The sequence below is a fragment of the Occultella gossypii genome (genome assembly GCF_019947135.1).
Lineage (GTDB): Bacteria > Actinomycetota > Actinomycetes > Actinomycetales > Beutenbergiaceae > Occultella > Occultella gossypii.
The window spans coordinates 58,311-80,401 of sequence record NZ_JAGSHT010000001.1; the positions used below are offsets into that span (position 1 = coordinate 58,311).

The window sequence follows — 22,091 nt, forward strand, 5'->3', positions numbered from 1 at the left end:
CGTGTCACATCTTGGTGTGATGTCTAGCACACCGAGATTGCGTTTCGATCACGGGACCCGCGTGGTCACCTCGTCCGGGCTCGGCACGGCCATGGCCCCATGTGCCAGACTCGGCCGGGTGATCCGGCCCGCCGTTGGAACCCGCGTCGCATCTCCGCCGATCGTGGCCGGCCGGAGCGGGCCGACCCCATGAGGACGGTTCCGGTCGGGGCCACCGGGCCGACGCCCCGTGGCGTGCCGGCCGATGATGTCCACGACGTGTGGCATCGGATCGACGGGACGCGCTGCCGCACCAAGTCCGACCTGCTCGGCGAGCTCGCGCACGCGCTCGCGTTCCCGGACTGGTTCGGTCGCAACTGGGATGCGCTCTTCGACTGCCTGCTCGGTCTGGACCGACTCGGCCCGGAGCGCCGTGGCACGCCGCGCGCGGGGCTACCTCGTTCCGGACGGCGGGTGGGCACCGGCCGGCACGTGCTCGTGTTCACCGCTCCCGAGGATCTCCTTGTCGACGCCGAACCCGAGCTCGGTACGTTCCTCCAGGTGCTGACCGACGCGCGCCTGTACGGCATCGACGCGGCCGTCGTCACGGATGCTCCCGAGGAGTGGCGCGAACGTGCCAGACGGGCGATGTCCGCGCGCCGTGACAGACTCGGCGACATGGACCGACTGATGCTCCTGGATACCGCGAGCCTGTACTTCCGTGCCTTCTACGGGGTGCCCGATTCGATGACGGCGCCCGACGGCACGCCGGTCAACGCGGTGCGAGGGCTGCTGGACTTCATCACCCGGCTCGTCGACTCCTACCGGCCGACCCACCTCGTGTGCTGCTGGGACAACGACTGGCGGCCGCAGTGGCGGGTGGACCTGATCCCGTCCTACAAGGCGCACCGGGTCGAGGAGGTCGTCCCGGGAGGCTCGGACGTGGAGGAGGTGCCGGACCCGCTCCAGGTCCAGATCCCGATCATCGTGGCGACCCTCGAGGCGATCGGGATCCGGATCGTCGGCGCGGACGGCTACGAGGCCGATGACGTCATCGGCACCCTGGCCACGGACGCGGGCATGCCGGTGGACGTCGTCACCGGGGACCGGGACCTGTTCCAGCTCGTCGACGACGGTGCTGCGGGAGGTCCGGTGCGGGTGCTGTACACCGCGCGCGGGGTGGGCCGGCACGAGGTCCTCACCGACGCCGTCGTGGTCGAGAAGTACGGGGTCCGGCCGGACCAGTACGCCGACTTCGCGACCATGCGCGGGGACTCCTCGGACGGGCTGCCCGGAGTCGCCGGGGTAGGGGAGAAGACCGCGGCGTCGCTGCTCGCGAGCTTCGGCGATCTGGCTGGGATCCGCGCCGCCGCAGCCGACCCGGGCACGCCGCTCGCGGCCGGGGTGCGGGCGAAGATCAAGGCCGCCGCGGACTACCTGGACGTGGCCCCGGAGGTGGTCGCGGTCGCCCGCCGGATCAACCTCGGTGAGGTGGACGCCGCGCTGCCCGGCAGCGGGCCCGGCTATCCGGTACCCCGGGACCCGGCGGCGCTCACCGAACTCGTGGACCGGTGGGGCCTCGGCGGCTCGGTATCCCGGCTGCTGGACGTCCTCACACCGGCCACATCGTGAATACACCGGCGCGCAGCGGCTCGGCTTCCTAGACTCGGGGGATGCTCCCCGAACGCTCCGCCGCACTCAAGCACGCCATCAACACCCGGGTGGTCGTCGCCGACGGTGCCATGGGCACCATGCTGCAGGACGCCAACCTGACCCTCGACGACTTCCAGGGACTCGAGGGATGCAACGAGATCCTGAACGTGACCCGCCCCGACGTCATCGAGTCCGTGCACGACGCGTACTACGCCGTCGGCGTGGACTGCGTCGAGACGAACACGTTCGGCGCCAACTGGTCGAACCTGTCCGACTACGACATCGACGACCGGATCTTCGAGCTCGCCGAGGCCGGCGCCCGGATCGCCCGGCGCAGCGCCGACAAGAACTCCACCCCCGACCACCCCCGCTGGGTGCTCGGGTCGATGGGACCCGGCACGAAGCTGCCGAGCCTGGGGCACACCACCTACGCCCACCTGAAGGACACGTTCGCCCAGCAGGCCGCGGGCCTGATCGCCGGCGGCGCGGACGCGATCCTGGTCGAGACCAGCCAGGACCTCCTCCAGACGAAGTCCGCGATCAACGGCGCCAAGGCCGCCATGGCCGAGGCGGGCACGGAGCTGCCGATCTTCGCCCAGGTCACCGTCGAGACCACGGGCACGATGCTGATGGGGTCGGAGATCGGGGCGGCACTGACCACCCTGCGCGCGCTCGGCATCGACTCGATCGGGCTGAACTGCGCCACCGGCCCGACGGAGATGAGCGAACACCTGCGCCACCTCGCCCGGCACGCCGACATGCCGGTGACCTGCATGCCGAACGCCGGTCTGCCCGTGCTCGGGGCGAACGGTGCCTCCTACCCGCTCACCCCCACCGAACTCGGTGTCGCGCATGAGCAGTTCGTGACCGAGTTCGGGCTCGGCCTGGTCGGCGGCTGCTGCGGTACCACCCCCGAGCACCTGGAGCAGGTGGTGCAGCGCGTCGGCGGCCGCCCCGTGGCGCCCCGATCGCCGGAGCCCGAGCAGGGCGTGGCGAGCCTGTACACCCACGTCGACTTCGACCAGGACGCCTCGTTCCTCGCCATCGGTGAGCGCACGAACGCGAACGGGTCCAAGGCGTTCCGGGAGGCGATGCTCGCGGAGAACTGGGACGAATGCGTGCAGATCGCCCGGGCGCAGACCCGTGACGGCGCGCACCTGCTGGACGTCTGCGTCGACTACGTGGGACGGGACGGCGTCGCCGACGCCCGCGAGGTCATCTCCCGGCTGGCCAGCGCGTCGACCCTGCCGCTGGTGATCGACTCCACCGAGCCCGAGGTGGTCCGCGCCGGCCTTGAGCTCGTGGGTGGCCGGGCCGTGGTGAACTCCGTGAACTTCGAGGACGGTGACGGTCCGGGCTCCCGCTACGCCCGCGTCATGCCGATCGTCAAGGAGCACGGCGCCGCCGTCATCGCCCTCACCATCGACGAGGAGGGTCAGGCGCGCACCGCGGAGACGAAGGTGGCCATCGCGAGCCGGCTGATCGAGGAGCTGACCGGGACCTGGGGGATGGCGGTCGAGGACATCATCGTCGACACCCTCACGTTCCCGATCGGCACCGGCCAGGAGGAGACCCGCCGGGACGGCATCGAGACGATCGAGGCGATCCGGGCGCTGAAGGCGAAGTATCCCGGCGTGCACACCACCCTGGGTGTGTCGAACGTGTCCTTCGGGCTCAACCCGGCGGCTCGGGTGGTCCTCAACTCGGTGTTCCTGCACGAGGCGGTCCAGGCTGGGCTCGACTCCGCGATCGTGCACGCAGCGAAGATCCTGCCGCTCGCGAAGATCCCCGACGATCAGCGCCAGGCCGCCCTCGACCTGGTCTGGGACCGTCGCGAGTTCGACGAGGCCGGCGCGATGACGCACGACCCGCTCGCGCACCTGCTCGACCTGTTCTCGGGCGTGGACTCGGCCGCCCTGAAGGACCAGCGGGCCGCGGAACTGGCGGCTCTGCCGCTGGGTGCGCGGCTGCAGCGGCGCATCATCGACGGCGAGATGAAGGGCTTGGACGTCGATCTCGAGGCCGCCCTCGGTGAGGGCTGGAGCGCACTCACGATCATCAACGACCACCTGCTCGAGGGCATGAAGGTGGTCGGCGAGCTGTTCGGCCGTGGCGAGATGCAGCTGCCGTTCGTGCTGCAGTCGGCGGAGGCCATGAAGGCGGCGGTGGCCTACCTCGAGCCGTACATCGAGAAGACCGACGAGGCCGGCAAGGGCACCATCGTCCTGGGCACCGTGCGCGGCGACGTGCACGACATCGGCAAGAACCTCGTCGACATCATTCTCACCAACAACGGCTTCACGGTGGTCAACATCGGGATCAAGCAGCCGATCTCGGCGATGATCGAGGCCGCCGAGAAGCACAACGCGGATGTCATCGGGATGAGCGGCCTGCTGGTGAAGTCCACCGTGGTGATGAAGGAGAACCTCGCGGAGCTCGCCGCCCGCGGCCTCGCCGAGAAGTACCCGGTGCTGCTCGGCGGCGCCGCCCTGACCCGCGTGTACGTCGAGGACGACCTCGCCGGGCAGTACCCGGGCGAGGTCCGCTACGCCCGCGACGCGTTCGAGGGTCTGCGCCTGATGGAGCCGCTCGTGCGGGTCGCACGCGGGGAGGCGCGCGACGCCGTCGGGCTTCCCGCGTTGAAGAAGCGCATCCACGCGAAGGTGACGGTCGACGAGACGCCGCCCGAGGATCTGCCGGCCCGCTCGGACGTGAGCCTGACGAACCCGATCCCGAGCCCGCCGTTCTGGGGCACGCGGATCGTCAAGGGCATCAAGCTCGCCGACTACGCCGCGTTCCTCGACGAGCGCGCCACGTTCATGGGGCAGTGGGGCCTCAAGCCCTCCCGCGACGGTGAGCTGTCCTACGAGCAGTTGGTCGAGACCGAGGGACGGCCACGGCTGCGGGACTGGCTGGACCGCATCCAGACCGAGGAGATGTTCGCCCCGGCCGTCGTCTACGGCTACTTCCCGGCCGTGTCCGAGGGCGACGACATGGTCATCCTGCACCACGAGGGTCCCGACGGCGGGTCCGGCGGGGAGCCGGGCACGGAGCGGATGCGGTTCACGTTCCCCCGGCAGCGGCGCGACCGGCACCTGTGCCTGGCCGACTTCGTGCGCCCCCGCGAGTCCGGTGAGACCGACGTCGTCGGGTTCCAGCTCGTCACCGTCGGTGCGGCCGTGAACGACCACACGGCGCGACTGTTCGCGGCCAACGCCTACCGCGACTACATGGAGCTGCACGGGCTGTCGGTGCAGCTGACGGAGTCGCTCGCCGAGTTCTGGCACTCCCGGGTCCGCGAGGAGCTCGGCTTCGCCGCCGAGGACCCGGCGGACATCGAGGGCATGTTCAAGGTCGCCTACCGCGGTGCCCGGTACTCGCTCGGCTACCCGGCCTGCCCGAACATGGAGGACCGCCGCAAGATCGTGGAACTCCTCGGTGCCGCCCGGATCGGGGTCGAGCTCTCGGAGGAGCTGCAGCTGCACCCCGAGCAGTCCACCGACGCGATCGTGTTCCACCACCCGGAGGCCAAGTACTTCTCGGTGTGACCGGCGCTGATCCGGGCCGGGTTCACCCTCGGCTTCGGGTCCCCGGTGCTGGGCCGGTGGAGCCACGCACGATCAGGTCGGTGCCGAGTTCGCGGACCACCGGCTGCGTGGACGGTGCCGGGGCGAGCGCGATCTCGAGGGCGGCGGCGCCCATTGCGCGCAATGGCAACCGCACGGAGGTGAGCCCCGGGTTGAGGTCCCGGGAGACCGCGATGTCGTTGAAGCCGGCGACCGAGACGTCCTCGGGCACGACTCGCCCGTGCTCGCGCAGCCAGGACATCGCGCCGATCGCCATCTGGTCCGCGGTACCCACCAGAGCCGTCAGACCGGGCTGGGCGGCGAGCAGCTCACCGGCGCCCCTGTAGCCCTCGTCCCGGGTGGGCGCTCCCGGGCGTGCCGTCACAGATCCGCCCGCGCCCTCCACCGCCGACCGCAGGCCGTCGAGTCGTTCGATCGTGGAGCTCACCTCGGCCACACCGACCAGCACCCCGATGTGTCGATGCCCCAGCGAGACCAGGTGTTCACCGAGCCGGCGTCCGCCCGCGGCGTTGTCCACGAGCACGTGGTCCACCTCGAAGAACGGATGGCCGATCGCCACCACTCGGCCGCCGGCCGCCTCGAAGGACCGGGCTCGGGCGGTCATCCCCGCGCCGTAGCGATCGTCCGTGCGGCCGGAGCCGGCGATGATGACCACGCCGGTGCGGTGTGCCTGCAGGAGCCGGAAGTACTCGAGCTCACGTTCGACGTCCCGCTCGGTGCTGCAGATCGTCACCAGGAGGTGCCGGCTGGTCGCGACCTCGTGGATTCCGTTCACGATCTCCGAGAAGTACGGATCGTCCACGGTGCCGACCAGTACCCCGACGGTCCGGGCGGCGCCGCCGAGCAGACCCTGCGCCTGCGCGTTCGGGACGTAGTCGAGGTCGCGGGCGGCCTGCACCACCCGCTCACGCAACGCGGTCGCCACCGGGTAGTCGCTGCCGGAGAGCACCCGGGACGCCGTCGGGACGGAGACGCCGGCGCGTCGCGCGACGTCACGCAGGTTGACGGCCATGGCAGGAGGCTATGGCATCGCGTGGCGTGCCGCCGATTCGATCACCTCCGGCGTGCTGTGGGTTGACGGCCTTGTGTCGTGCGTCATAGTTTCATCACCTACCCCCTTGAGAAAAGGCTTTCTACTATGTCAACGAGTTCCCCGACGGCCGAGCCGCGGGTCCGCGTGCCGGGTCGCCTCGGCCCGGCCTTCATCACCGCCGCGCTCGTGTTCGGACCGGGCAGTGTGACCACGGCCAGCTCCATGGGGGCCGAGTTCGCCTATGACCTGGTCTGGGTTCCGGTCATCGCCACCGTGCTGATGCTGTGCTTCGTGGACCTGTCCGTACGGATCGGGCTGACCACGGACACCGGGCCGATCGGAACCGTGTCGCGTCGGATGGGACGCGTCGTCGGTGTGCTCGTCGGACTCGGCGCGTTCGCCGTCACCGCGTCGTTCCAGGCGGGGAACTCGGTGGGCACCGGCGCGGCCGGGAACGTGCTCTTCGGTGGGAGCACCGCCGTGTTCGCGGCCGTGTTCACGCTCGCCGCGATCGGGTTCCTGTGGCTGCGGTCGTTCTACAAGTACCTCGAGCGCACCATGATCGTGATCATCCTGGTGATGCTCGTGATCTTCGTGGTCACCGCCGTGGTCGCCGCCCCGGACCTGGGCGCCCTGGTGGCCGGCCTCGTCCCGAGCATCCCGACCGGCTCCTCCGCGATCGTCGTCAGCGCCGTCGCCACCACGTTCTCGGTGGTCGGCGCGTTCTACCAGATCCAGCTCGTGCGGGAGAAGGGCTGGGGCGTCGACGACTACCAGGTGGCTCGCCGGGACGCGGTGATCGGCACCCTCATCCTCGGCACGCTGTCGACCGTCATCATGATCGCGGCGGCAGCCGTGCTGAATCCGGCCGGGCTCTCGGTCACCTCCCCGGCGGACATGGCGACGATCCTCGAGCCGGCGATCGGACAGTGGGCCACGGTCCTGTTCGCACTCGGCCTCTGGGCGGCCGCGTTCTCCTCGCTGATCGGCAACAGCACCATCGGCGGCAGTATGCTCGCCGGTGCCCTCGGGATCGAGGCCGGGGGCCTGGAGTCGAAGCGGGTGAAGATCTGCATCACCCTGGTGCTGGTGGTCGGCGGGGTGGTGGCCGTGCTGTTCGGGGGCATCCCGGTGCAGCTGATCCTGACCGCGCAGGCCGTGACGATCCTGCTGGTGCCGCTGATCGGGGTGGTACTGGTCGCGCTCTCCCGGCACCGGGATCGCGGCTCGCTGCGCCTCGGCACGCCACAGCTGGTGCTCGCCATCGTCGGCGTGATGTTCCTGACCCTGCTCGCCGTCAACTACGTGAGGAACCTGCTGTGACAGAAGAGACCCGCCCCGCGGACGAGGCCGCACTGGACGATCTGCTCTCCCGGCCCGGGCCCGGTGTGGGCGCCGCGCTCGCGGCGGTGGGTGGCGACATCGTGCTGCTCGGTGCCGGCGGCAAGATCGGCCCGACCATGGCGCGGATGGCCGCGCGCGCGCTCGCCGAGGTCGGGTCCGACGCGCGCGTCATCGCCGTGTCCCGGTTCTCCGACCCCGCGGCAGCCGAGTCGCTGGAGGCACACGGCGTGCTGGTGCACCGAGCCGACCTGGCCGAGCCGGCGAACTACCCCACGCTGCCCGATGCGGCAGCGGTGTTCTACCTCGCCGCGATGAAGTTCGGCACGACGGGCGCCGAGCACCAGACCTGGTGGTCCAATGCGGCCATCCCGGTGCTCGTGGCCGATCGCTACCGAAGCGTCCCCACGATGGTGTACTCCACAGGAAACGTCTACCCGCTCACCCCGCTGGCCCACGGCGGCTCGATCGAGACCGACGCCGCCGGGCCGGTGGGCGAGTACGCCCAGTCCGGGCTGGCCCGAGAGCGGATCTTCACCAACGCCGCGCACACCTGGGGGACCCCGACCACGATCTACCGGCTGAACTATGCCTGCGAGCTGCGCTACGGCGTGATCGCCGACATCGCCATGAAGATCGCCGGCGGTGAACCGGTGGACGTCACGATGCCGGCAGTGAACGTCGCCTGGCAGGGTGACATCAACGCGTGGGCGTTGCGCAGCATCGAACTCGCCGGAGTGCCACCGCACGTCCTGAACGCCACGGGGCCGGAAACGGTCTCGGTGCGCCGGATCGCCACGCTGCTCGGCGAGGTGATGGGCCGGGTGCCCGTGCTGGCCGGCGAGGAGTCGACGGATGCGCTGCTCAGCGATGCCGGCGAGTGTCATGACCGGTACGGCTACCCGAGTGTGCCGTTGCGCCGACTGGTGCGCTGGGTCGGGGAGTGGGTCGCCGACGGCGGGCGTCAGCTCGGCAAGGCCACCAAGTTCCAGCAGCGGGAGGGGAAGTTCTGATGCGTGTGCAGGAGCGTCTGCGTGGCGGTGTGGTCATCCCCGCGCACCCATTGGCCATCGCCGCCGACGGCGGCATCGATCTGCGTGCCCAACGCGCCCTCACCCGGTACTACCTGGAGGCAGGTGCGGACGGCCTGGCGGTCGGGGTGCACACCACCCAGTTCGAGTTGCATGCGGATCCGGGCGCGTTGCGTGAGGTGTGGGATCTCGCCGCCGCCACCGTGCTTGAGTTCTCCCCCGAGACGATGCTGATCGCCGGGCTCGTCGGCGATACCGAGCAGGCTGTCGCGGAGGCGCAGGCGGCGGTGGCTTCCGGCTATCACGCCGCGCTGCTCAGCCCGTGGGGGATGGCGGACGGCAGCGAGCGGGCCCTGCTCGAACGCGCCCGCGCCGTCGGAGAGGTCCTGCCCACGATCGGCTTCTACCTGCAGGACAGCGTGGGTGGCGGGCCGCTAGGACGCGGCTACTGGAGCGCCCTGTTCGATCTGGAGTCCGTGATCGCGGTCAAGACCGCGCCCTTCGACAGGTACCGGACCAATGACGTGGTGCGGGCGCTGCTCGACCACGATCGCTGGGCCGAGGTGGCCCTGCTGACCGGGAACGACGACGCGATCGTGCACGACCTGATCACGCCGTACCGCCGTGGCGACCGGGAGGTCCGCGCCGCCGGTGGCCTGCTCGGGCAGTGGGCGGTGGGCACCCGGGCCGCGGTCGGGCTGGTCCGGCGCGCACGAGCAGCAGTCGCGGCCGACGCCATCGGGGCAGATCTGCTCACCGAGGCGACCGACCTGGTCGAGGTCAACGCGGCGGTGTTCGACGTCGACCACGACTTCGCCGGATGCGTGCCCGGGGTCAACGAGGTGCTCCGGCAGCAAGGCCTGCTCTCATCGGCGCGCTGCCTCGACCCCGGCGAGGCGCTCTCGCCGGGGCAGGCCGACCTGATCGGCCGGGTCCGGACGCAGTTCCCGGAGCTGCTGGATGAGGAGTTCGTGGCCGGACGCCGCGATGAGTGGTTGCGCTGACGGTCGGGCCCGGCGTGATGATCGCCGCCGCGCGGCCGGCCCGGGTGTGGGCTCCGAACTGACGACCGGGGTCGGCGAGGGCTGACCGGCCGCGGTGCCGGACGGGGGCGGATCTCCTGACCTCTTGCACTATACGTATACATATGCGTATCCTCGTACCGGAGGTTACGATGAGCCCATGCCGAACAAGACGATCTATGTCTCCGACGCCGACCTGCCTCTCTACGAACGGGCGCAGGAACTCGTCGGCGGCAACCTCTCCCAGGCGATCGTCAAGGCGCTGCGTCGGTACGTCGACGTCGAGGAGGGCAAGGACGAGGGTTTCGAGGAGATCACCGTCCGGGTCGGTCCTGGCAAGGGGCGGCGCCAGCGGTTCCTCGGCGTGCTGCTCGTCGAATGGCTCCAGTCCACCAAGGACCGGGTGCACAAGTACAAGGTGTATCGCAGCCGGACCGGCAAGTACGTGGTCCACGCCGAACGCTCGCCGGAACAGATCTGGGCGGCCGGTGCCGACGGTCAGGCCAAAGGCTGGCGCAAGCACGTCAGCTCGGACCAGACCTGGGGCACCACCGCCGCCGTCGCCACGCTCGAGATCTTCGACGACCTGGACGCCCTCCGTGAGAAGGTCCCGGCCTCCCTCTACGACCTGGTCGCTGCCAGTGCCGACGTTCCCGAGGTCGAGGACCTCGACATCTGAGCCCGCCGGGGGATAGGCCCCCGGCGCACCATCACCGCCCACGGGCGGGCGCGAGCCTGCCCAGCAACGCCCCAGACCCCATGGGCGGGCGCGAGCCTGCCCAGCAACGCCCACACCTCAAGGGTTGGCGCGAGCCTGCCCACCCACCGCCTCGGGGGGTGGGCCGGCCATGCCAACACGACCTCCGCCGTCGGCCATCGACGCGCCGGACGAAACGAAAGGAACCCCCAGATGACAACCATTGCGGACCCACCCCCAGCGATCCACGTCAAGGACCTGGAGAAGTCCTACAAGGACCTGCAGGTGCTGCGCGGCGTCGACTTCGACGTGGCGCCAGGCGCCATCTTCGCCCTGCTCGGCTCCAACGGGGCCGGCAAGACCACGATCGTGCGGATCCTGTCCACACTGCTGCGGGCGGACGCGGGGACCGCGACCGTGAACGGCTTCGACCTCAGCACTCGGCCGACCGACGTGCGGGAGTCCATCAGCCTGACCGGGCAGTTCGCGGCCGTGGACGAGATCCTCACCGGGCGGGAGAACCTGGTGCTGGTCGCCCGGCTGCGGCACCTGCCGAACCCGGGCGCGGTGGCGGACGACCTGCTCGCCCGCTTCAACCTGACCGACGCGGCGGCCCGGCGGGTCTCGGGCTACTCCGGCGGCATGCGCCGGCGGCTCGATATCGCCATGAGCCTGATCGGGAGCCCGCGGGTGGTCTTCCTGGACGAACCGACCACCGGGCTCGACCCCCAGGCCCGCAACGACATGTGGCAGATCGTCCGAGACCTCGCCGACGACGGCACCACCGTGCTGCTCACCACCCAGTACCTGGAGGAGGCGGAGAAGCTCGCGGACCGGATCGCCATCCTGCACGAGGGGCGCATCATCGCGAACGGCACGCTGGCCGAGATCAAGCAGCTCGTGCCGCCCGTCGAGGTCACCTACGTCGAGAAGCAGGCCTCGCTCGAGGACGTCTTCCTCGCCATCGTCGGGACCAACACCACCAAGGAGCAGTCATGACCGCGCACGTCCTCGCCGACACGTCCGTCCTCGTCGGTCGGTCGATGCGCCATATCACGCGCAGCATGGACACCATCATCACGGTCACCATCACGCCGATCGCGATGATGCTGATGTTCGTCTACGTCCTCGGCGGCGCGATCCAGGCGGGGGCCGGCCGGTACGTCGACTACCTGCTGCCCGGGATCCTGCTGATCACGATCGCGTCGGGAATCGCCTACACGGCCGTCCGGCTGTTCAACGACATGACCAGCGGGATCTTCGAACGGTTCCACTCCATGCCGATCGCCCGCTCGTCGGTGCTGTGGGCGCACGTGCTGACCTCGCTGGTCTCCAACGGGCTCTCGGTCGCGATCGTCGTGCTCGTCGCACTCGTGATGGGGTTCCGGTCACCGGCGGGACTGCTGGCGTGGCTCGCGGTGGCGGGCATCCTGGCGCTGGTCACCCTGGCGCTGACCTGGCTCGCCGTGCTCGCCGCGCTCGCCGCGAAGACGGCGGAGGGTGCCACCGCGTTCTCCTACCCGCTCATCTTCCTGCCGTTCATCAGCTCCGCGTTCGTCCCGACGGACACCATGCCCGGGCCTGTCCGAGCCTTCGCCGAGAACCAGCCGGTCACCTCGATCGTCAACACGATCCGCGCACTGCTGGCGGGGGAGCCGGTCAGTGGCGACATCTGGATCGCGCTGGCGTGGTGCGTGGGGATCCTCGCCGTCGCCTACGTCCTCTCGATGGTTGCCTACCGGCGCCGGATCGCCTCGTAGCAGGGGTCAGATCGCCAGGCCCTCGATGACCTCGACGCCGGGCATCGCGGCGAGGACCTCGCCCGGGAGCAGGATCTTGGAGCGCCGTAGGCCGCTGCCGATGATCGCCTGGCCGGTGCCGACCGCCGGATCGAGCAGGATCCGGTGGTCGGCGGGCAGCCCGATCGGGGTGATCCCGCCGTACTCCATGCCGGAGTCGGCGACCGCCCGGTCCATCGGCAGGAACGAGGCCTTGCGGACGTCCAGCAGACGCTTGACCACGTTGTTGACGTCCGCGCGGGTGGTGGCGCGCACGACGGCGGCCGCGATCCGCTCCTCGCCGGCGCGCCGCCCGGCCACGAGTACGCAGTTCGCGGACGCCTCCAGCGGCAGGTCGTAGGCCTCGGTCATCTCCGCGGTGTCGGCGCATCCGGGGTCGATCTCGGCAACAAGCACCTGCCCGACGGCGTCGGGCGCCTGCTGCGCCCACGTCGCCAGGGCGACGCGGACGCCGGTCGCGAGCAGGTCCGGGTGATCGAGGGCCGGCGCCCAGTCCAGGGTTCCGAACCGCATCAGCGCTCGAACGTCGGCGTGATCACCGCGCGGGCGAGCGTGTGGAACAGTGCGACGAAGGAGAACTTGGTGGCGCTCTCCTCATGGGAGAGCTCCAGGGTCTCGACGTCGAGGGCGTGCACCGCGAACGCGTAGCGGTGCGGCCCATCCCCGGGCGGTGGTGCGGCACCCTCGTAGGCGTACGCCCCGCCGTCGGTACGGGCGTGGAAGGCCGCGCCGGGCAGGGTGAGGTCGCTCTCGCCCCAGCCCTGCTCCATCTCCGTGACGGTCACGTCCAGGTCCGCCACGGTCCAGTGCCAGTAGCCGGACGGGGTCGGGGCGTCCGGGTCGAAGCAGGTGAGCAGGAAGCTCTGCGTCTGCGGCGGGAACCCGGACCAGCTCAGCTGGGGCGAGACGTTGCCGCCGGTCAGCGAGTGCAGCGCGGGCAGGGGAGTGCCGTCGGTGATGTCGGTGCTGGTCACGGTGAACGTGGCGGTGGCGGGAAGTGCGTCATAGGGGGCGGGGGCGACGGGGCGCTGCAGGTCCATGTCATCTCCTTGTGCGAGTGGAGAACCGGTGGGTGCGTCCGGCTTCACGCTTAACCTACGACGAGTTCGGGTACGCGGCGTTCAGGGCACGCGCGCGTCGGTATCCGTTGCCGGCGGTGGGGCATCGGCGAACGGCGCCTCGGGGACGAGGTGGGTGACCAGGAGCTTGAGGTACAGCAGGACCGGGATCCAGGCGAGCACCCCGGGTATCGGCACCAGCCACTGGTTTCCGATCACAGCGAGCAGGGTCAGACCCATCGCGACCGGACGCTGGACGCTCCGCGGGGCGAACTCGATGGCGAGCGTGGCGACGAGGAGTATCACGACGTTGGCCGCGACCCACGCCCAGTCGAGGTCCAACACGACCAGGCCCAGGAGGAGTAGGTGTGCCACGTGGGTGGCAACGAAAAGCAGGCGTTCGCGGCGGGTGCCGGGACGGTGGTACCAACGCTTCGCGGATCCGGTCGCGTTGGTCAGGACGCCACCGATCGCGTCGAACGCGAAGATCGCCAGGACGAGCGTGCGCCACCACTCGAACCGTTCGGCCGGTAGGTCGCGCAGGAGAAGCAGCGTGAGGACTCCGCCGATCACGAGCAGGCCGATTGCCTGCACGGCGACCTCGCGGCCGGTCTGGCCCGGGCCGAAGAACCGGTCGACGGCGCCCCGCCACCCCGGTCGCGGCGGCACCGGGGTCCAGTCGATGGCGACGTCACTGCGGTAGGGACCTTGGGCGAGTGGGACGGTCTGTGGCACAGCGTGCCTCCCTCTGGGTTTGTACCGGGTGGTCCAGTCAGGCTAGAACGGTTTGGACCACCCGGTCCAGAGGTTTCACGCTCGGGCGAATGACGGCAGATGTCCCGGGGGTGGTCAGATGGTGGTACCGACCAGGCGCCGGACTGTCGCGAACTGCGCATCGGCGAGGTCGTCGAGCACGGCGTCCGTGGCGATGCTGACATCCGGTTGGTGGTTCAGCCACCATTCGTCGAAGATCTGGATCACGGTCCGCAGCATTCGTGTCTGCAGCTCAACCGGCAGGTCGTCACGAACGGCACCGATGGCGCGCCCGATCTCGAGGGTCCGACGTAGCCAGGAGTCGAATCCGACGGTGGCGTTCGCACGTGTCGAGTCCGTGGGGTCGGTGCCGGCTGTGCTCACCGTGCTGACCGTGTCGAGCGAGGGGCCGGGCAGGTACCACATCCGTCCGAGGTGATGGAAGGTGGGGTCCGTGCGTCCGGCGGCGATGAGTCGCCGGACGGTTGCGGCGAGTTGTGCCCAGTAGTCCTGCGTGAGTTGCTCCGGATCCGGCGGGGCGATGGTCGCCAGGAGTGGTGGCGTGAACTCGGCCAGTACGGCATCGAAGAGCGCTTCCTTCGAGGCGACGTAGTGATAGAAGGAGCTCTTGCTCAGTCCGACCCGCGTGATGATCCGATTGAGGGAGGCCTGCTGATAGCCCTGCTCTGCGAATTCCTGGGCGGCTGTTCGGAGCAGGCGATCCCACCGCGGGGCAGGCATCGCGCCGGTTGCTCGAGGCATGGAGCCAGCCTACGGGCGGTGGCCCTCGATCGTGCTCACCTTGGTACAGTATTCGAACCGACGTTCGAATGTCGGTGGTGGCTTCTAGCGTGATGGACGTGGGAGGAGGAACGATGGCGACCACGTCGAAGTTGGAGGATGCGCGGCGGGCGCTGGCCGCCGCGGAGGCCTCGGCCGGGCTGCGAACGGCGCTGAGCGGTCCCACCGTTCGTGCCATGCCCGGCCGCGCGGTATCCGGTCCCGCGGGGCCAGGCTCGCCGGCTCCCGACTCCCAGGAGCCCTCGCCCGCGCCCGCTGTGGTGAGCCTCGATCCGGAACGGGTGCTGCCCGTGCCGGCCGCGCTGGCGCCGCTGTTCCCCTATGGGGGGATCCGCCGCGGCACCGGGGTGCAGGTGGTCGGGTCCACCTCGCTGCTGCTGCGGCTCGCGGCCGCGACCAGTGGCGCCGGCGTGTGGTGTGCGGTGGTGGCCCTGCCGGACGTGGGGCTCGCGGCGGCCGCCGAGGCCGGCCTGCCCCTGGACCGGATGGTCGTGGTGCCACGGCCCGGTCCGGATTCCCCTTCCGTGGTGGGAGCCCTCGTGGACGGGTTCGACGTGCTGGTGCTGGGGGACTGCACGGCGTTGGCGGACCGGGACCGGCGGCTGCTCGCCTCCCGGGCCAGGACCCGAGGGTCGGTGCTGCTGACCACCACGCCCTGGCCGGGTTCGGAACTCGTGCTCGACGCCGGGGACCGGGTCTGGCGCGGTGTCGGGCGGGGGGCCGGGGTGCTGCGCACCGAGGAGCTCACCGTCGTGGCGTACGGGCGGGGTGCCGCGGCGGCCCGGCCGGTCCGGGTCCGGGTGCGGATCGGCCCGGGTGGGGTGGAGACCGCCGCGCCCGATGAGGTCGGCGCGAACGGCCCGACGGCGGCCCCGGAGTTCGTGGTGCCGGTCGCCGAACGCTCGTTGGCGCAGGTCGGCTGATGGGCGCCGCCGAGCAGTTGCCGCCGCCGGGTCCGGCTCCCGAGGGCGTGCCGCTCACCGAGTCCGCCACCCGGCTCGCGGTGCTGTGGGTCCCCGACTGGCCGATCGCTGCCGCCGTCGCCGAGGGGTTGATCGGCGCGCACCAGAGCGCCGTGCTCCACGACGGGCGCGGTGTCACCGCCGTCTCCGCCAGGGCCCGCGCGCAGGGGGTGCGCCGCGGGATGCGCCGGCGCACCGCGCAGGGGCTCTGCCCGGACCTGGTGCTGCTGCCCGCGGATGAGGCGCGGGACGTGCGTGCGTTCGAGCCGCTCGTGCAGGGCGTTGAGGAGGTGGTGCCGCAGGTGCAGGTGATGCGGCCCGGGGTGATCGCCGTGGGCGCCCGTGGCCCGAGCCGCTACCTGGGGTCGGAGGAGGCGGTGGCCGAGGCGCTCGTCGGTGCGGTGGCGCAGGCCAGCGGCGCCGAGGCCCAGGTGGGGATCGCGGACGGCCTGCTCGCGGCCCTGTTGGCGGCCCGCACCTCCACGGTGGTGCCGCCGGGGAGGTCGGCGCGGTTCCTCGCCCCCCGGGACGTGCGGGACCTCATCTACATCACCACCACGCGTCAGTCCCGGGCGGCCTACACCGATCTGGTGGACCTGCTGCGCAGGTTGGGGCTGAGCACCCTGGCCGATCTCGCCACGATGCGCACGGCACACGTGCTGCCCCGGTTCGGTGAGCTCGGGGTGCAGGCTCAGCGGCTGGCCAGGGGGCTGGACGCGTACCCGCCGCAGACGCATCGGCCCGAACCCGACATCACCACCCATGCCGAGCTGGACCCGCCCGCGCAGCGCATCGACACCGCCGCGTTCGCCGCGCGCCGGCTGGCCGAGGAGCTGCAGAGCCGGATGGTCCGGCGCGGCGTGGTGTGTGCCCGGTTGCGGGTGTCCGCCCGGGCGGAGAACGGCGCCGAACTGACCCGCACCTGGCGCATCGACGGCGCGCTCACCGCCACCGAGCTGACCGACCGGGTGCGGTGGCAGCTGGAGGGTTGGCTCAGTGGGCGCAGTGGGCAGCCACCGAGCGCGGCGCTGACCCACCTGGAACTCGCCGCCGAGGAGATCAGCCCGGCCGCCGCGGTCCAGGACGGGCTGTGGGGCCGGGTGGGGCGGGGCCAGGTCCAGGCCGACCGGGCCGTGCTGCGGGTCCAGGGGCTGATCGGGGCCGAGGGGGTGCTCGCCCCGGTGCTGGAGGGCGGACGCTCGCCGCGGGACCGGGTGCGGTTGGTGACCTGGGGGGACGAACTGCGCCCGCTCCGGGACCCCGAGGCGCCGTGGCCGGGGCAGATCCCGCGGCCGCTTCCGGCCACGGTGCCGGCCGAGCCGGCACCGGCCCGTCTCGTGGACGCCCAGGGTGATCCGGTGCGAGTGGGCCGACGCGGTGAGCTCGAGGGCGATCCGGCCCTGGTGGAGGTGCGCCGAGCCACCCGAACCGCGTCGACCGGGACCGTCCGGGCGACCGGGACCGTCCGAGGGGCCGGGGCTGCTCGGGGAACCGGAACCGTTGCGAATGCGCACCCCATCACCGGATGGGCCGGCCCGTGGCCGGTGCATGAACGGTGGTGGTCCGGCACCGAACCGCGCACCTATCTGCAGGTGGTCACCGAGGGCGGTGCCCTGCTGTTGGCGGGGGAGGGTGGCCGGTGGTGGGTCGAAGGGGTCTATGACTGATTCGAGGGACGCGTCCTAGGACGGCTCCGATCACGATCGGGCATCGATCCGGCCAGGCCGCCGTGGTCGGAGGGTGCGGAGATACCCTCGACCACATGACCAGCAGAGTCCGGCACGCTCTCATGGCCGCCGCCGTCTCGCTCGGACTGGCACTCGTGGCCGGGTGCGGGGGACCCGGCGGTGAGGACCCGGGCGATGGCGCCCCGACCGCTGAGCCGACCGAGACCACGGACGCCACGACGGACGCACCGCCCGCCGATCCGGTCGACCTGATCGACCTCTGGCGGGTCAGCGGCGCGGAGGGTGAAGCGCCCGACACCTGGCTGCGCCTGGAGGCCGGCCAGTTCCAACTGTGGCGTGACTGCGGGATGATCGCGGGCGGGTGGGCGGCATCGTCCAACCTGTTCCTGGCAAGCATCTCCAGCTGGTCGGGATCCTGCTCGGTCGACGATGCCGAGGGCGCCGACGATGCCGAAGGCGCCGCGTTTCCGGTCGTCCCGTGGCTGGACCGGGTCACCGAGTACCAGGCGGCAGCCTCGGACTGGGAACTGCTCGCCGCCGGTGGCGTGGTGGTCGCCACCTTGAGCATCGACGGTGCGCCCGAGCCGATCGACACCGCGGCGTCGTTCTACGCGGAGCCGCCCGAGGTCACGGACGAGGTGCGCGACTGGCTCGCGGCACCGGCACCGCTCCCAGACGGACTCACTCCGGCCACGGAGGACGATCTGCTGGGCCGGTGGGTCCCCACCGACCCGGTGCCCACCGACCCGCATGTGGAGTTCGCCGCCGACGGCACGTGGACCGGATCCGATGGCTGCAACGGCGGCGGTGGCCGATGGGTCGTCGGTCCCGACGGCCTGGTGCTCACCACGGCTGGGCCGCAGACGGCCATCGGCTGCGAGGGCGCGCCCGTGCCGACGTGGGTGGCGACGACGCGGACGGCCGCGCTGGACGGCGCAGTCCTGAGCCTGTTCGACCGCGACGGTGAGCTGCTCGGGGAACTGGCCGTGGGCTGAGCCGCGCCATCCGGCGGGGCCGAATGTGTGCGAGGGCATGGCGTGCGCTAGGGCTGCCTGGACGGTGCCCGCTCAGCGGCGCGGCCGGATCCGAACCAGCGGCATCCGCTCCGCGATGTCCTCGGGCAGCGGGCCGTCGACGGTGAACCCCTCGATCCCGAGGCCCTTGGCCAGGGTGCGCACGGTGCCCGGGTGCCGCTTCCGATAGTCGTCCAGGACCTCGCGCCCCGCCACCGGATCGAGGACCCGGGCGATCGCGCTCACGCCGGTGCCCCACCCGGACCACATCCGCACCCGCGGATCGGCCTCGACGTTGCGCAGCCACTGGGAGGCCCACCCGTACCCGGAGATGACGTAGACGTCGTCGCCGTCGATCCAGATCGTCTCCAGCACCACCTCCCGGATCAGCCCGCTCTTTCGCCCGCGATGCTCCAGCATCACGAACCGCTTGCTGAGCAGCCCGCCGAGGCCGAGGCGGAACATGGGGATCGGGGCACGGGCGATCACGCGAGGGATCTTTCGCATGGATCAGCCTAGGCATGAAAGCGCGATGTAAGCAGGTCGGGGGAGCCTTGACGCCGACGGTCGCCCGACGCGGCCACGGACGAGAGGACCACCATGTCGATGATCCTGGCTGCGCGCCGAGCGAGTTGGGCTGGGCTCGCGGCGCTGACGGGAGTCATGCTGCTGACGGCGACGTACGGCGTGGACCGCACCGACCGCGCGGACTGGGTGTCCACGTCGACGGTGACGTCCGCCACCGAGCCGGCCGGCGCCGTCGTCGTGGGCCTGAACCACCCCGACGGCGGGATCGGGTACCGCGCCGAGCTCCGGCCGGGCCCGGGGCGGCTGGTCCTCGTCGACAACGCCGACGACGGTGCACCGGTGCTCGCCTACATCTGGATCGAGGGCGAGGGTCCGCAGGTGTTCCTCGGTGCCGGTCCCGGAACGCAGACGCAGGACCTGGACGTCCCGCCGGACAGGGAGATCGGTCTGCAGGTGTGCGTCCAGGGCGGTGCCTGTTCGGCCACCGTCTACGGCAGGAGCTGAACGGGCATCAGTGTCCCGGGTGGAACTCCGCAGACTGCACCGACGCCATCGCCTCCTGGAAGCGAGGAAGTCTCATCCGGCGCTCGGCCTCTGCCTCGTCGACGTCGGCCACGTGCTGGTGGATCCAGTACAGGTTGCCGAACGGGTCCGCGATCCTGCTGGTTCGATCGCCCCAGAACATCTCGGTCGGCTCGGTGATCACCCGCGCACCGGCTGCGATTGCCCGGCGGTGCACGGCGGCGTCGTCCGGCACGTAGAACCGCAGGAAGCAGGGGGTCGGCGGCCAGCTGGGCGGGGAGTCGAACATCATGATCACCGAGTCGCCGATCTGTACCTCGGCGTGCTCGATGACGCCGTCGACCTCCATGCGGCCGCGTTCGGTGGCCTCGAAGACCTCCACCAGGAAGTCGATCACCTCGGCCGTGCGTGCGTTGATCAACCACGGATTCACGGTGTGGTAGCCGTTGGGGATGGTGGTGGGGATGGTCATGATGCGCTCCTCGGTCGATGGACAACGCCGATCACGCTAGGGGCGGTACAGGTCAGTACCTGGCCGCTACCGGCAGCGCGAGGTGCGCCGATCTGCTCACAGCAGATCCGCCGTCGGGCGCATCGACCTCGACCGACGCGCAAGCGGCGCAGGCTGAGTGGACCAACCCACGAAGGGAGCCTGCCATGTCCGAAGGGACCAGACTCGACGACCGCCTGGCGGACGGTCTCATGCAACACCGCGTCATCGCCATCGGCACCGAGGTCGACGACGATGTCGCCGCCCGCATCACCAGCCAGCTCCTGCTGCTCTCCGCCCAGGACCCGAAGGCGGACATCACCCTGCTGATCAACTCACCGGGCGGCTCGGTCTCGGCCGGGCTCGCGATGTACGACACGATGCGGCTGATTCCCAACGACGTCGCCACCGTCGCGATGGGACTGGCCGCGAGCATGGGCCAGTTCCTGCTCTCCGCGGGCACCCCCGGCAAGCGGTACGCGCTGCGCCACGCGCGGATCCTGATGCACCAGGGTTCCGCCGGGCTGCAGGGCACGGCGGTGGACATCGCGATCCAGGCGGAGAACCTCGAGCACACCCGCTCGGTGATGCTCTCCCTCATCGCCGAGCACACCGGGCAGCCGCTGAAGCGCATCGAGGCGGACTCCGACCGGGACCGGTGGTTCACGGCCGAGGAGGCCCACGAGTACGGCTTCGTGGACGCGATCGTGACCGACGTCGGCGACGTGATGCCCGTGCGGGCCCGTCGCGCCGGGTTGGGTGGGCAGCTGTGATGAGCCAGTACACGATCCCCAGCGTCATTGAGCGGACCACCTCGGGGGAGCGTGCGGCGGATGTCTACTCCCGGCTGCTCTCGGACCGCATCGTGTTCCTCGGCACCGAGATCGACGACGGCGTGGCGAACACGATCATCGCCCAGCTGATCCATCTCGAGTCGGTCGACCCCGACGGCGAGATCAACCTCTACATCAACTCACCCGGCGGCTCGGTCACCGCGATGCTCGCGATCTACGACACCATGCAGTTCGTCCGGGCACCGGTCGCCACGATCTGCGTGGGCCAGGCTGCGTCGTCCGCGGCGGTCCTGCTGGCGGCGGGGGAGCCCGGCCGGCGCGGGGTGCTCCCGCACGCCCGGGTGCTGTTGCACCCGCCGTCGATGGGCGGGCAGGGTGCGCTGCCGGACCTGCGCATCCAGGCGGCGGAGATCGCCCGGATGCGCGCCGAGGTGGACGAGATCCTGTCCCAGCACACCGGGCAGGACGTCAGGCGGCTGGCCGAGGACACCTCGCGGGACCGGATCTTCACTGCGCCGCAGGCGGTGGACTACCACCTGGTGGACGAGGTGGTCGCCGTCAGAGCCCGCGCAGTCGCCTCACGCTGAGATGCTCACGCCGCGAGCAGCACCGGGGTGCTCGCGGCGAGCGAACGGGAGACCCGGCCGGCCAGTTCGGCCAACTCCAGGCCGAGCGAGCTGCCGATCGCCTCGAGGATCTCCGAGGATGGCTCCTTGCGGCCGCGTTCGACCTCGGACAGGTACTGGGTGGACACCCCGGCGACCGAGGCGACGTCACCCTGGGTTCGACCCTGCTCGTGGCGTTCGGTGCGCAACTGGTGGCCGACGGCCTCGCGCCACAGCAGCGGCCGGGGGTGCGTGGCGGGGCGCGGTCGGGACTGCGGGTCGCCGATGGCAGGAACGCCCGACGGCGGCGGCGCCGTCCGGTGATCGGGTACCGGCTGGTCGTACTCGCCCTGGGTCGGCTCGGGCGAGGGCTCGGTGTCCGCGCGCTCGGCCCAGGCGGCCTCGGGGTCGGCGGGTGCCGGCCGCGGCTGCGTCGTTCGTGCCGCTCGTGCCATTCGTGCTGCTCGGTGGGCCGCGAGCTCGATGACCTGTCCCATGGTGGGCAGCCTACGGATGAGGCTCGGGACACGCATCGATGTTCCCGTGGAGCGTAATCGGGGGTCAGGCCCATCATGACTGCGTGGAAGGACTTCGTCTGGCCGTTGCCAGCCTGCCGCCGCTGGTCGTCTTCCTCGTTTTCCAACGACAGATCGTGAGCGGCGTCGCAACGCGCCGAGCGATGAGTTTCGTCGCGCGCCCGGGTCTTATCCCTGGAGTGACGGACGACCTACCTCG

General features: G+C 70.9%; 22 protein-coding genes and 1 pseudogene. 15 read left to right on the forward strand and 8 right to left on the reverse strand.

Features of this window, described 5'->3' with window-relative positions:
• Window positions 1–189: 189 nt before the first annotated feature.
• From KCQ71_RS00285 to metH, 3 genes and pseudogenes are all read left to right on the forward strand, one after another.
• A pseudogene (locus tag KCQ71_RS00285) lies at window positions 190–546 on the forward strand (barstar family protein); the annotation flags it as partial.
• A 123-nt stretch (window positions 547–669) separates the two neighbouring features.
• Complete coding sequence (locus tag KCQ71_RS00290) at window positions 670–1,611, forward strand: 5'-3' exonuclease (RefSeq protein ID WP_223401892.1); 942 nt, start codon at window positions 670–672, stop codon at window positions 1,609–1,611.
• Between the two features lie 41 nt (window positions 1,612–1,652).
• Window positions 1,653–5,180, forward strand: coding sequence for a methionine synthase (gene metH / locus KCQ71_RS00295; RefSeq protein WP_223401590.1), 3,528 nt, complete (start codon window positions 1,653–1,655; stop codon window positions 5,178–5,180).
• 22 nt (window positions 5,181–5,202) lie between these two features.
• Here metH and KCQ71_RS00300 read toward each other — a convergent pair whose 3' ends face one another.
• On the reverse strand, window positions 5,203–6,231 hold the full coding sequence (locus tag KCQ71_RS00300; RefSeq protein WP_223401591.1) for a LacI family DNA-binding transcriptional regulator: 1,029 nt from the start codon (window positions 6,229–6,231) through the stop codon (window positions 5,203–5,205).
• Between the two features lie 126 nt (window positions 6,232–6,357).
• On the opposite strand from KCQ71_RS00300, the gene KCQ71_RS00305 reads away from it, so the two are divergent.
• The 6 genes from KCQ71_RS00305 to KCQ71_RS00330 all read left to right on the forward strand — a co-directional run bounded on the left by KCQ71_RS00305 (window position 6,358) and on the right by KCQ71_RS00330 (window position 12,103).
• Window positions 6,358–7,575 (forward strand): Nramp family divalent metal transporter, encoded by a 1,218-nt coding sequence (locus tag KCQ71_RS00305; RefSeq protein WP_223401592.1) that lies wholly within the window; start codon window positions 6,358–6,360, stop codon window positions 7,573–7,575.
• Window positions 7,572–8,606 carry an NAD-dependent epimerase/dehydratase family protein gene (locus KCQ71_RS00310; protein WP_223401593.1) on the forward strand — a complete coding sequence of 345 codons (1,035 nt, stop codon included), beginning with the start codon at window positions 7,572–7,574 and terminating at the stop codon, window positions 8,604–8,606. The genes KCQ71_RS00305 and KCQ71_RS00310 overlap by 4 nt, the downstream gene beginning before the upstream one ends.
• Window positions 8,606–9,628 carry a dihydrodipicolinate synthase family protein gene (locus tag KCQ71_RS00315; RefSeq protein WP_223401594.1) on the forward strand — a complete coding sequence of 341 codons (1,023 nt, stop codon included), beginning with the start codon at window positions 8,606–8,608 and terminating at the stop codon, window positions 9,626–9,628. Before KCQ71_RS00310 ends, KCQ71_RS00315 begins: the two co-directional genes overlap by 1 nt.
• 178 nt (window positions 9,629–9,806) lie before the next feature.
• On the forward strand, window positions 9,807–10,325 hold the full coding sequence (locus KCQ71_RS00320) for an EXLDI protein (protein WP_223401595.1): 519 nt from the start codon (window positions 9,807–9,809) through the stop codon (window positions 10,323–10,325).
• A 231-nt stretch (window positions 10,326–10,556) separates the two neighbouring features.
• The gene (locus KCQ71_RS00325) at window positions 10,557–11,342 is read left to right on the forward strand and encodes an ABC transporter ATP-binding protein (RefSeq protein ID WP_223401596.1); all 786 of its coding nucleotides are present in this window, start codon (window positions 10,557–10,559) and stop codon (window positions 11,340–11,342) included.
• Window positions 11,339–12,103: an ABC transporter permease gene (locus tag KCQ71_RS00330; protein ID WP_223401597.1), complete on the forward strand. Its 765-nt coding sequence runs from the start codon at window positions 11,339–11,341 to the stop codon at window positions 12,101–12,103. The genes KCQ71_RS00325 and KCQ71_RS00330 overlap by 4 nt, the downstream gene beginning before the upstream one ends.
• 6 nt (window positions 12,104–12,109) lie before the next feature.
• On the opposite strand, the gene KCQ71_RS00335 is transcribed toward KCQ71_RS00330, so the two are convergent.
• The 4 genes from KCQ71_RS00335 to KCQ71_RS00350 form a co-directional block, all read right to left on the reverse strand.
• Window positions 12,110–12,655, reverse strand: a complete 546-nt coding sequence (locus KCQ71_RS00335; protein WP_223401598.1) for a YbaK/EbsC family protein — start codon at window positions 12,653–12,655, stop codon at window positions 12,110–12,112.
• Window positions 12,655–13,182, reverse strand: coding sequence for a YbhB/YbcL family Raf kinase inhibitor-like protein (locus tag KCQ71_RS00340; RefSeq protein WP_223401599.1), 528 nt, complete (start codon window positions 13,180–13,182; stop codon window positions 12,655–12,657). Before KCQ71_RS00340 ends, KCQ71_RS00335 begins: the two co-directional genes overlap by 1 nt.
• 81 nt (window positions 13,183–13,263) lie before the next feature.
• Window positions 13,264–13,935: a hypothetical protein gene (locus KCQ71_RS00345; RefSeq protein WP_223401601.1), complete on the reverse strand. Its 672-nt coding sequence runs from the start codon at window positions 13,933–13,935 to the stop codon at window positions 13,264–13,266.
• Window positions 13,936–14,049: 114 nt separating this feature from the next.
• A complete protein-coding gene (locus KCQ71_RS00350) occupies window positions 14,050–14,715 on the reverse strand; it encodes a TetR/AcrR family transcriptional regulator (RefSeq protein WP_223401603.1) in 666 nt (221 codons plus the stop codon).
• A gap of 113 nt (window positions 14,716–14,828) precedes the next feature.
• Between KCQ71_RS00350 and imuA' the strand changes: the two genes are divergently transcribed.
• The 3 genes from imuA' (at window position 14,829) to KCQ71_RS00365 (ending at window position 18,399) form a co-directional block, all read left to right on the forward strand.
• A complete protein-coding gene (imuA', locus tag KCQ71_RS00355; protein WP_223401605.1) occupies window positions 14,829–15,677 on the forward strand; it encodes a DnaE2-dependent mutagenesis accessory factor ImuA' in 849 nt (282 codons plus the stop codon).
• Window positions 15,677–17,383: a Y-family DNA polymerase gene (locus KCQ71_RS27160; protein WP_283248553.1), complete on the forward strand. Its 1,707-nt coding sequence runs from the start codon at window positions 15,677–15,679 to the stop codon at window positions 17,381–17,383. The genes imuA' and KCQ71_RS27160 overlap by 1 nt, the downstream gene beginning before the upstream one ends.
• A 95-nt stretch (window positions 17,384–17,478) precedes the next feature.
• Window positions 17,479–18,399, forward strand: a complete 921-nt coding sequence (locus tag KCQ71_RS00365) for a hypothetical protein (protein WP_223401606.1) — start codon at window positions 17,479–17,481, stop codon at window positions 18,397–18,399.
• Between the two features lie 72 nt (window positions 18,400–18,471).
• Here KCQ71_RS00365 and KCQ71_RS00370 read toward each other — a convergent pair whose 3' ends face one another.
• Window positions 18,472–18,924, reverse strand: a complete 453-nt coding sequence (locus tag KCQ71_RS00370; RefSeq protein ID WP_223401608.1) for a nitroreductase family deazaflavin-dependent oxidoreductase — start codon at window positions 18,922–18,924, stop codon at window positions 18,472–18,474.
• A 93-nt stretch (window positions 18,925–19,017) separates the two neighbouring features.
• Between KCQ71_RS00370 and KCQ71_RS00375 the strand changes: the two genes are divergently transcribed.
• A complete protein-coding gene (locus tag KCQ71_RS00375; RefSeq protein WP_223401610.1) occupies window positions 19,018–19,449 on the forward strand; it encodes a hypothetical protein in 432 nt (143 codons plus the stop codon).
• 7 nt (window positions 19,450–19,456) lie between these two features.
• On the opposite strand, the gene KCQ71_RS00380 is transcribed toward KCQ71_RS00375, so the two are convergent.
• Window positions 19,457–19,939 carry a VOC family protein gene (locus tag KCQ71_RS00380; protein WP_223401612.1) on the reverse strand — a complete coding sequence of 161 codons (483 nt, stop codon included), beginning with the start codon at window positions 19,937–19,939 and terminating at the stop codon, window positions 19,457–19,459.
• Window positions 19,940–20,031: 92 nt separating this feature from the next.
• Between KCQ71_RS00380 and KCQ71_RS00385 the strand changes: the two genes are divergently transcribed.
• Window positions 20,032–20,730 carry a ClpP family protease gene (locus KCQ71_RS00385; protein WP_223401894.1) on the forward strand — a complete coding sequence of 233 codons (699 nt, stop codon included), beginning with the start codon at window positions 20,032–20,034 and terminating at the stop codon, window positions 20,728–20,730.
• Window positions 20,730–21,338, forward strand: coding sequence for a ClpP family protease (locus KCQ71_RS00390; RefSeq protein ID WP_223401621.1), 609 nt, complete (start codon window positions 20,730–20,732; stop codon window positions 21,336–21,338). The genes KCQ71_RS00385 and KCQ71_RS00390 overlap by 1 nt, the downstream gene beginning before the upstream one ends.
• Window positions 21,339–21,343: 5 nt before the next feature.
• Here KCQ71_RS00390 and KCQ71_RS00395 read toward each other — a convergent pair whose 3' ends face one another.
• Entirely contained in the window at window positions 21,344–21,853 is a 510-nt protein-coding gene (locus tag KCQ71_RS00395) for a helix-turn-helix domain-containing protein (RefSeq protein ID WP_223401623.1), read from the reverse strand.
• Window positions 21,854–22,091 lie beyond the last annotated feature (238 nt).

Coding starts and splice junctions, on each gene's coding strand:
- KCQ71_RS00290 (WP_223401892.1), top strand. CDS start 670: ATGCTCCTGGATACCGCGAGCCTGTACTTCCGTGCCTTCTACGGGGTG.
- metH (WP_223401590.1), top strand. CDS start 1,653: ATGCTCCCCGAACGCTCCGCCGCACTCAAGCACGCCATCAACACCCGG.
- KCQ71_RS00300 (WP_223401591.1), bottom strand. CDS start 6,231: ATGGCCGTCAACCTGCGTGACGTCGCGCGACGCGCCGGCGTCTCCGTC.
- KCQ71_RS00305 (WP_223401592.1), top strand. CDS start 6,358: ATGTCAACGAGTTCCCCGACGGCCGAGCCGCGGGTCCGCGTGCCGGGT.
- KCQ71_RS00315 (WP_223401594.1), top strand. CDS start 8,606: ATGCGTGTGCAGGAGCGTCTGCGTGGCGGTGTGGTCATCCCCGCGCAC.
- KCQ71_RS00320 (WP_223401595.1), top strand. CDS start 9,807: ATGCCGAACAAGACGATCTATGTCTCCGACGCCGACCTGCCTCTCTAC.
- KCQ71_RS00325 (WP_223401596.1), top strand. CDS start 10,557: ATGACAACCATTGCGGACCCACCCCCAGCGATCCACGTCAAGGACCTG.
- KCQ71_RS00330 (WP_223401597.1), top strand. CDS start 11,339: ATGACCGCGCACGTCCTCGCCGACACGTCCGTCCTCGTCGGTCGGTCG.
- KCQ71_RS00335 (WP_223401598.1), bottom strand. CDS start 12,655: ATGCGGTTCGGAACCCTGGACTGGGCGCCGGCCCTCGATCACCCGGAC.
- KCQ71_RS00340 (WP_223401599.1), bottom strand. CDS start 13,182: ATGGACCTGCAGCGCCCCGTCGCCCCCGCCCCCTATGACGCACTTCCC.
- KCQ71_RS00350 (WP_223401603.1), bottom strand. CDS start 14,715: ATGCCTCGAGCAACCGGCGCGATGCCTGCCCCGCGGTGGGATCGCCTG.
- imuA' (WP_223401605.1), top strand. CDS start 14,829: ATGGCGACCACGTCGAAGTTGGAGGATGCGCGGCGGGCGCTGGCCGCC.
- KCQ71_RS27160 (WP_283248553.1), top strand. CDS start 15,677: ATGGGCGCCGCCGAGCAGTTGCCGCCGCCGGGTCCGGCTCCCGAGGGC.
- KCQ71_RS00365 (WP_223401606.1), top strand. CDS start 17,479: ATGACCAGCAGAGTCCGGCACGCTCTCATGGCCGCCGCCGTCTCGCTC.
- KCQ71_RS00370 (WP_223401608.1), bottom strand. CDS start 18,924: ATGCGAAAGATCCCTCGCGTGATCGCCCGTGCCCCGATCCCCATGTTC.
- KCQ71_RS00375 (WP_223401610.1), top strand. CDS start 19,018: ATGTCGATGATCCTGGCTGCGCGCCGAGCGAGTTGGGCTGGGCTCGCG.
- KCQ71_RS00380 (WP_223401612.1), bottom strand. CDS start 19,939: ATGACCATCCCCACCACCATCCCCAACGGCTACCACACCGTGAATCCG.
- KCQ71_RS00390 (WP_223401621.1), top strand. CDS start 20,730: ATGAGCCAGTACACGATCCCCAGCGTCATTGAGCGGACCACCTCGGGG.
- KCQ71_RS00395 (WP_223401623.1), bottom strand. CDS start 21,853: ATGGGACAGGTCATCGAGCTCGCGGCCCACCGAGCAGCACGAATGGCA.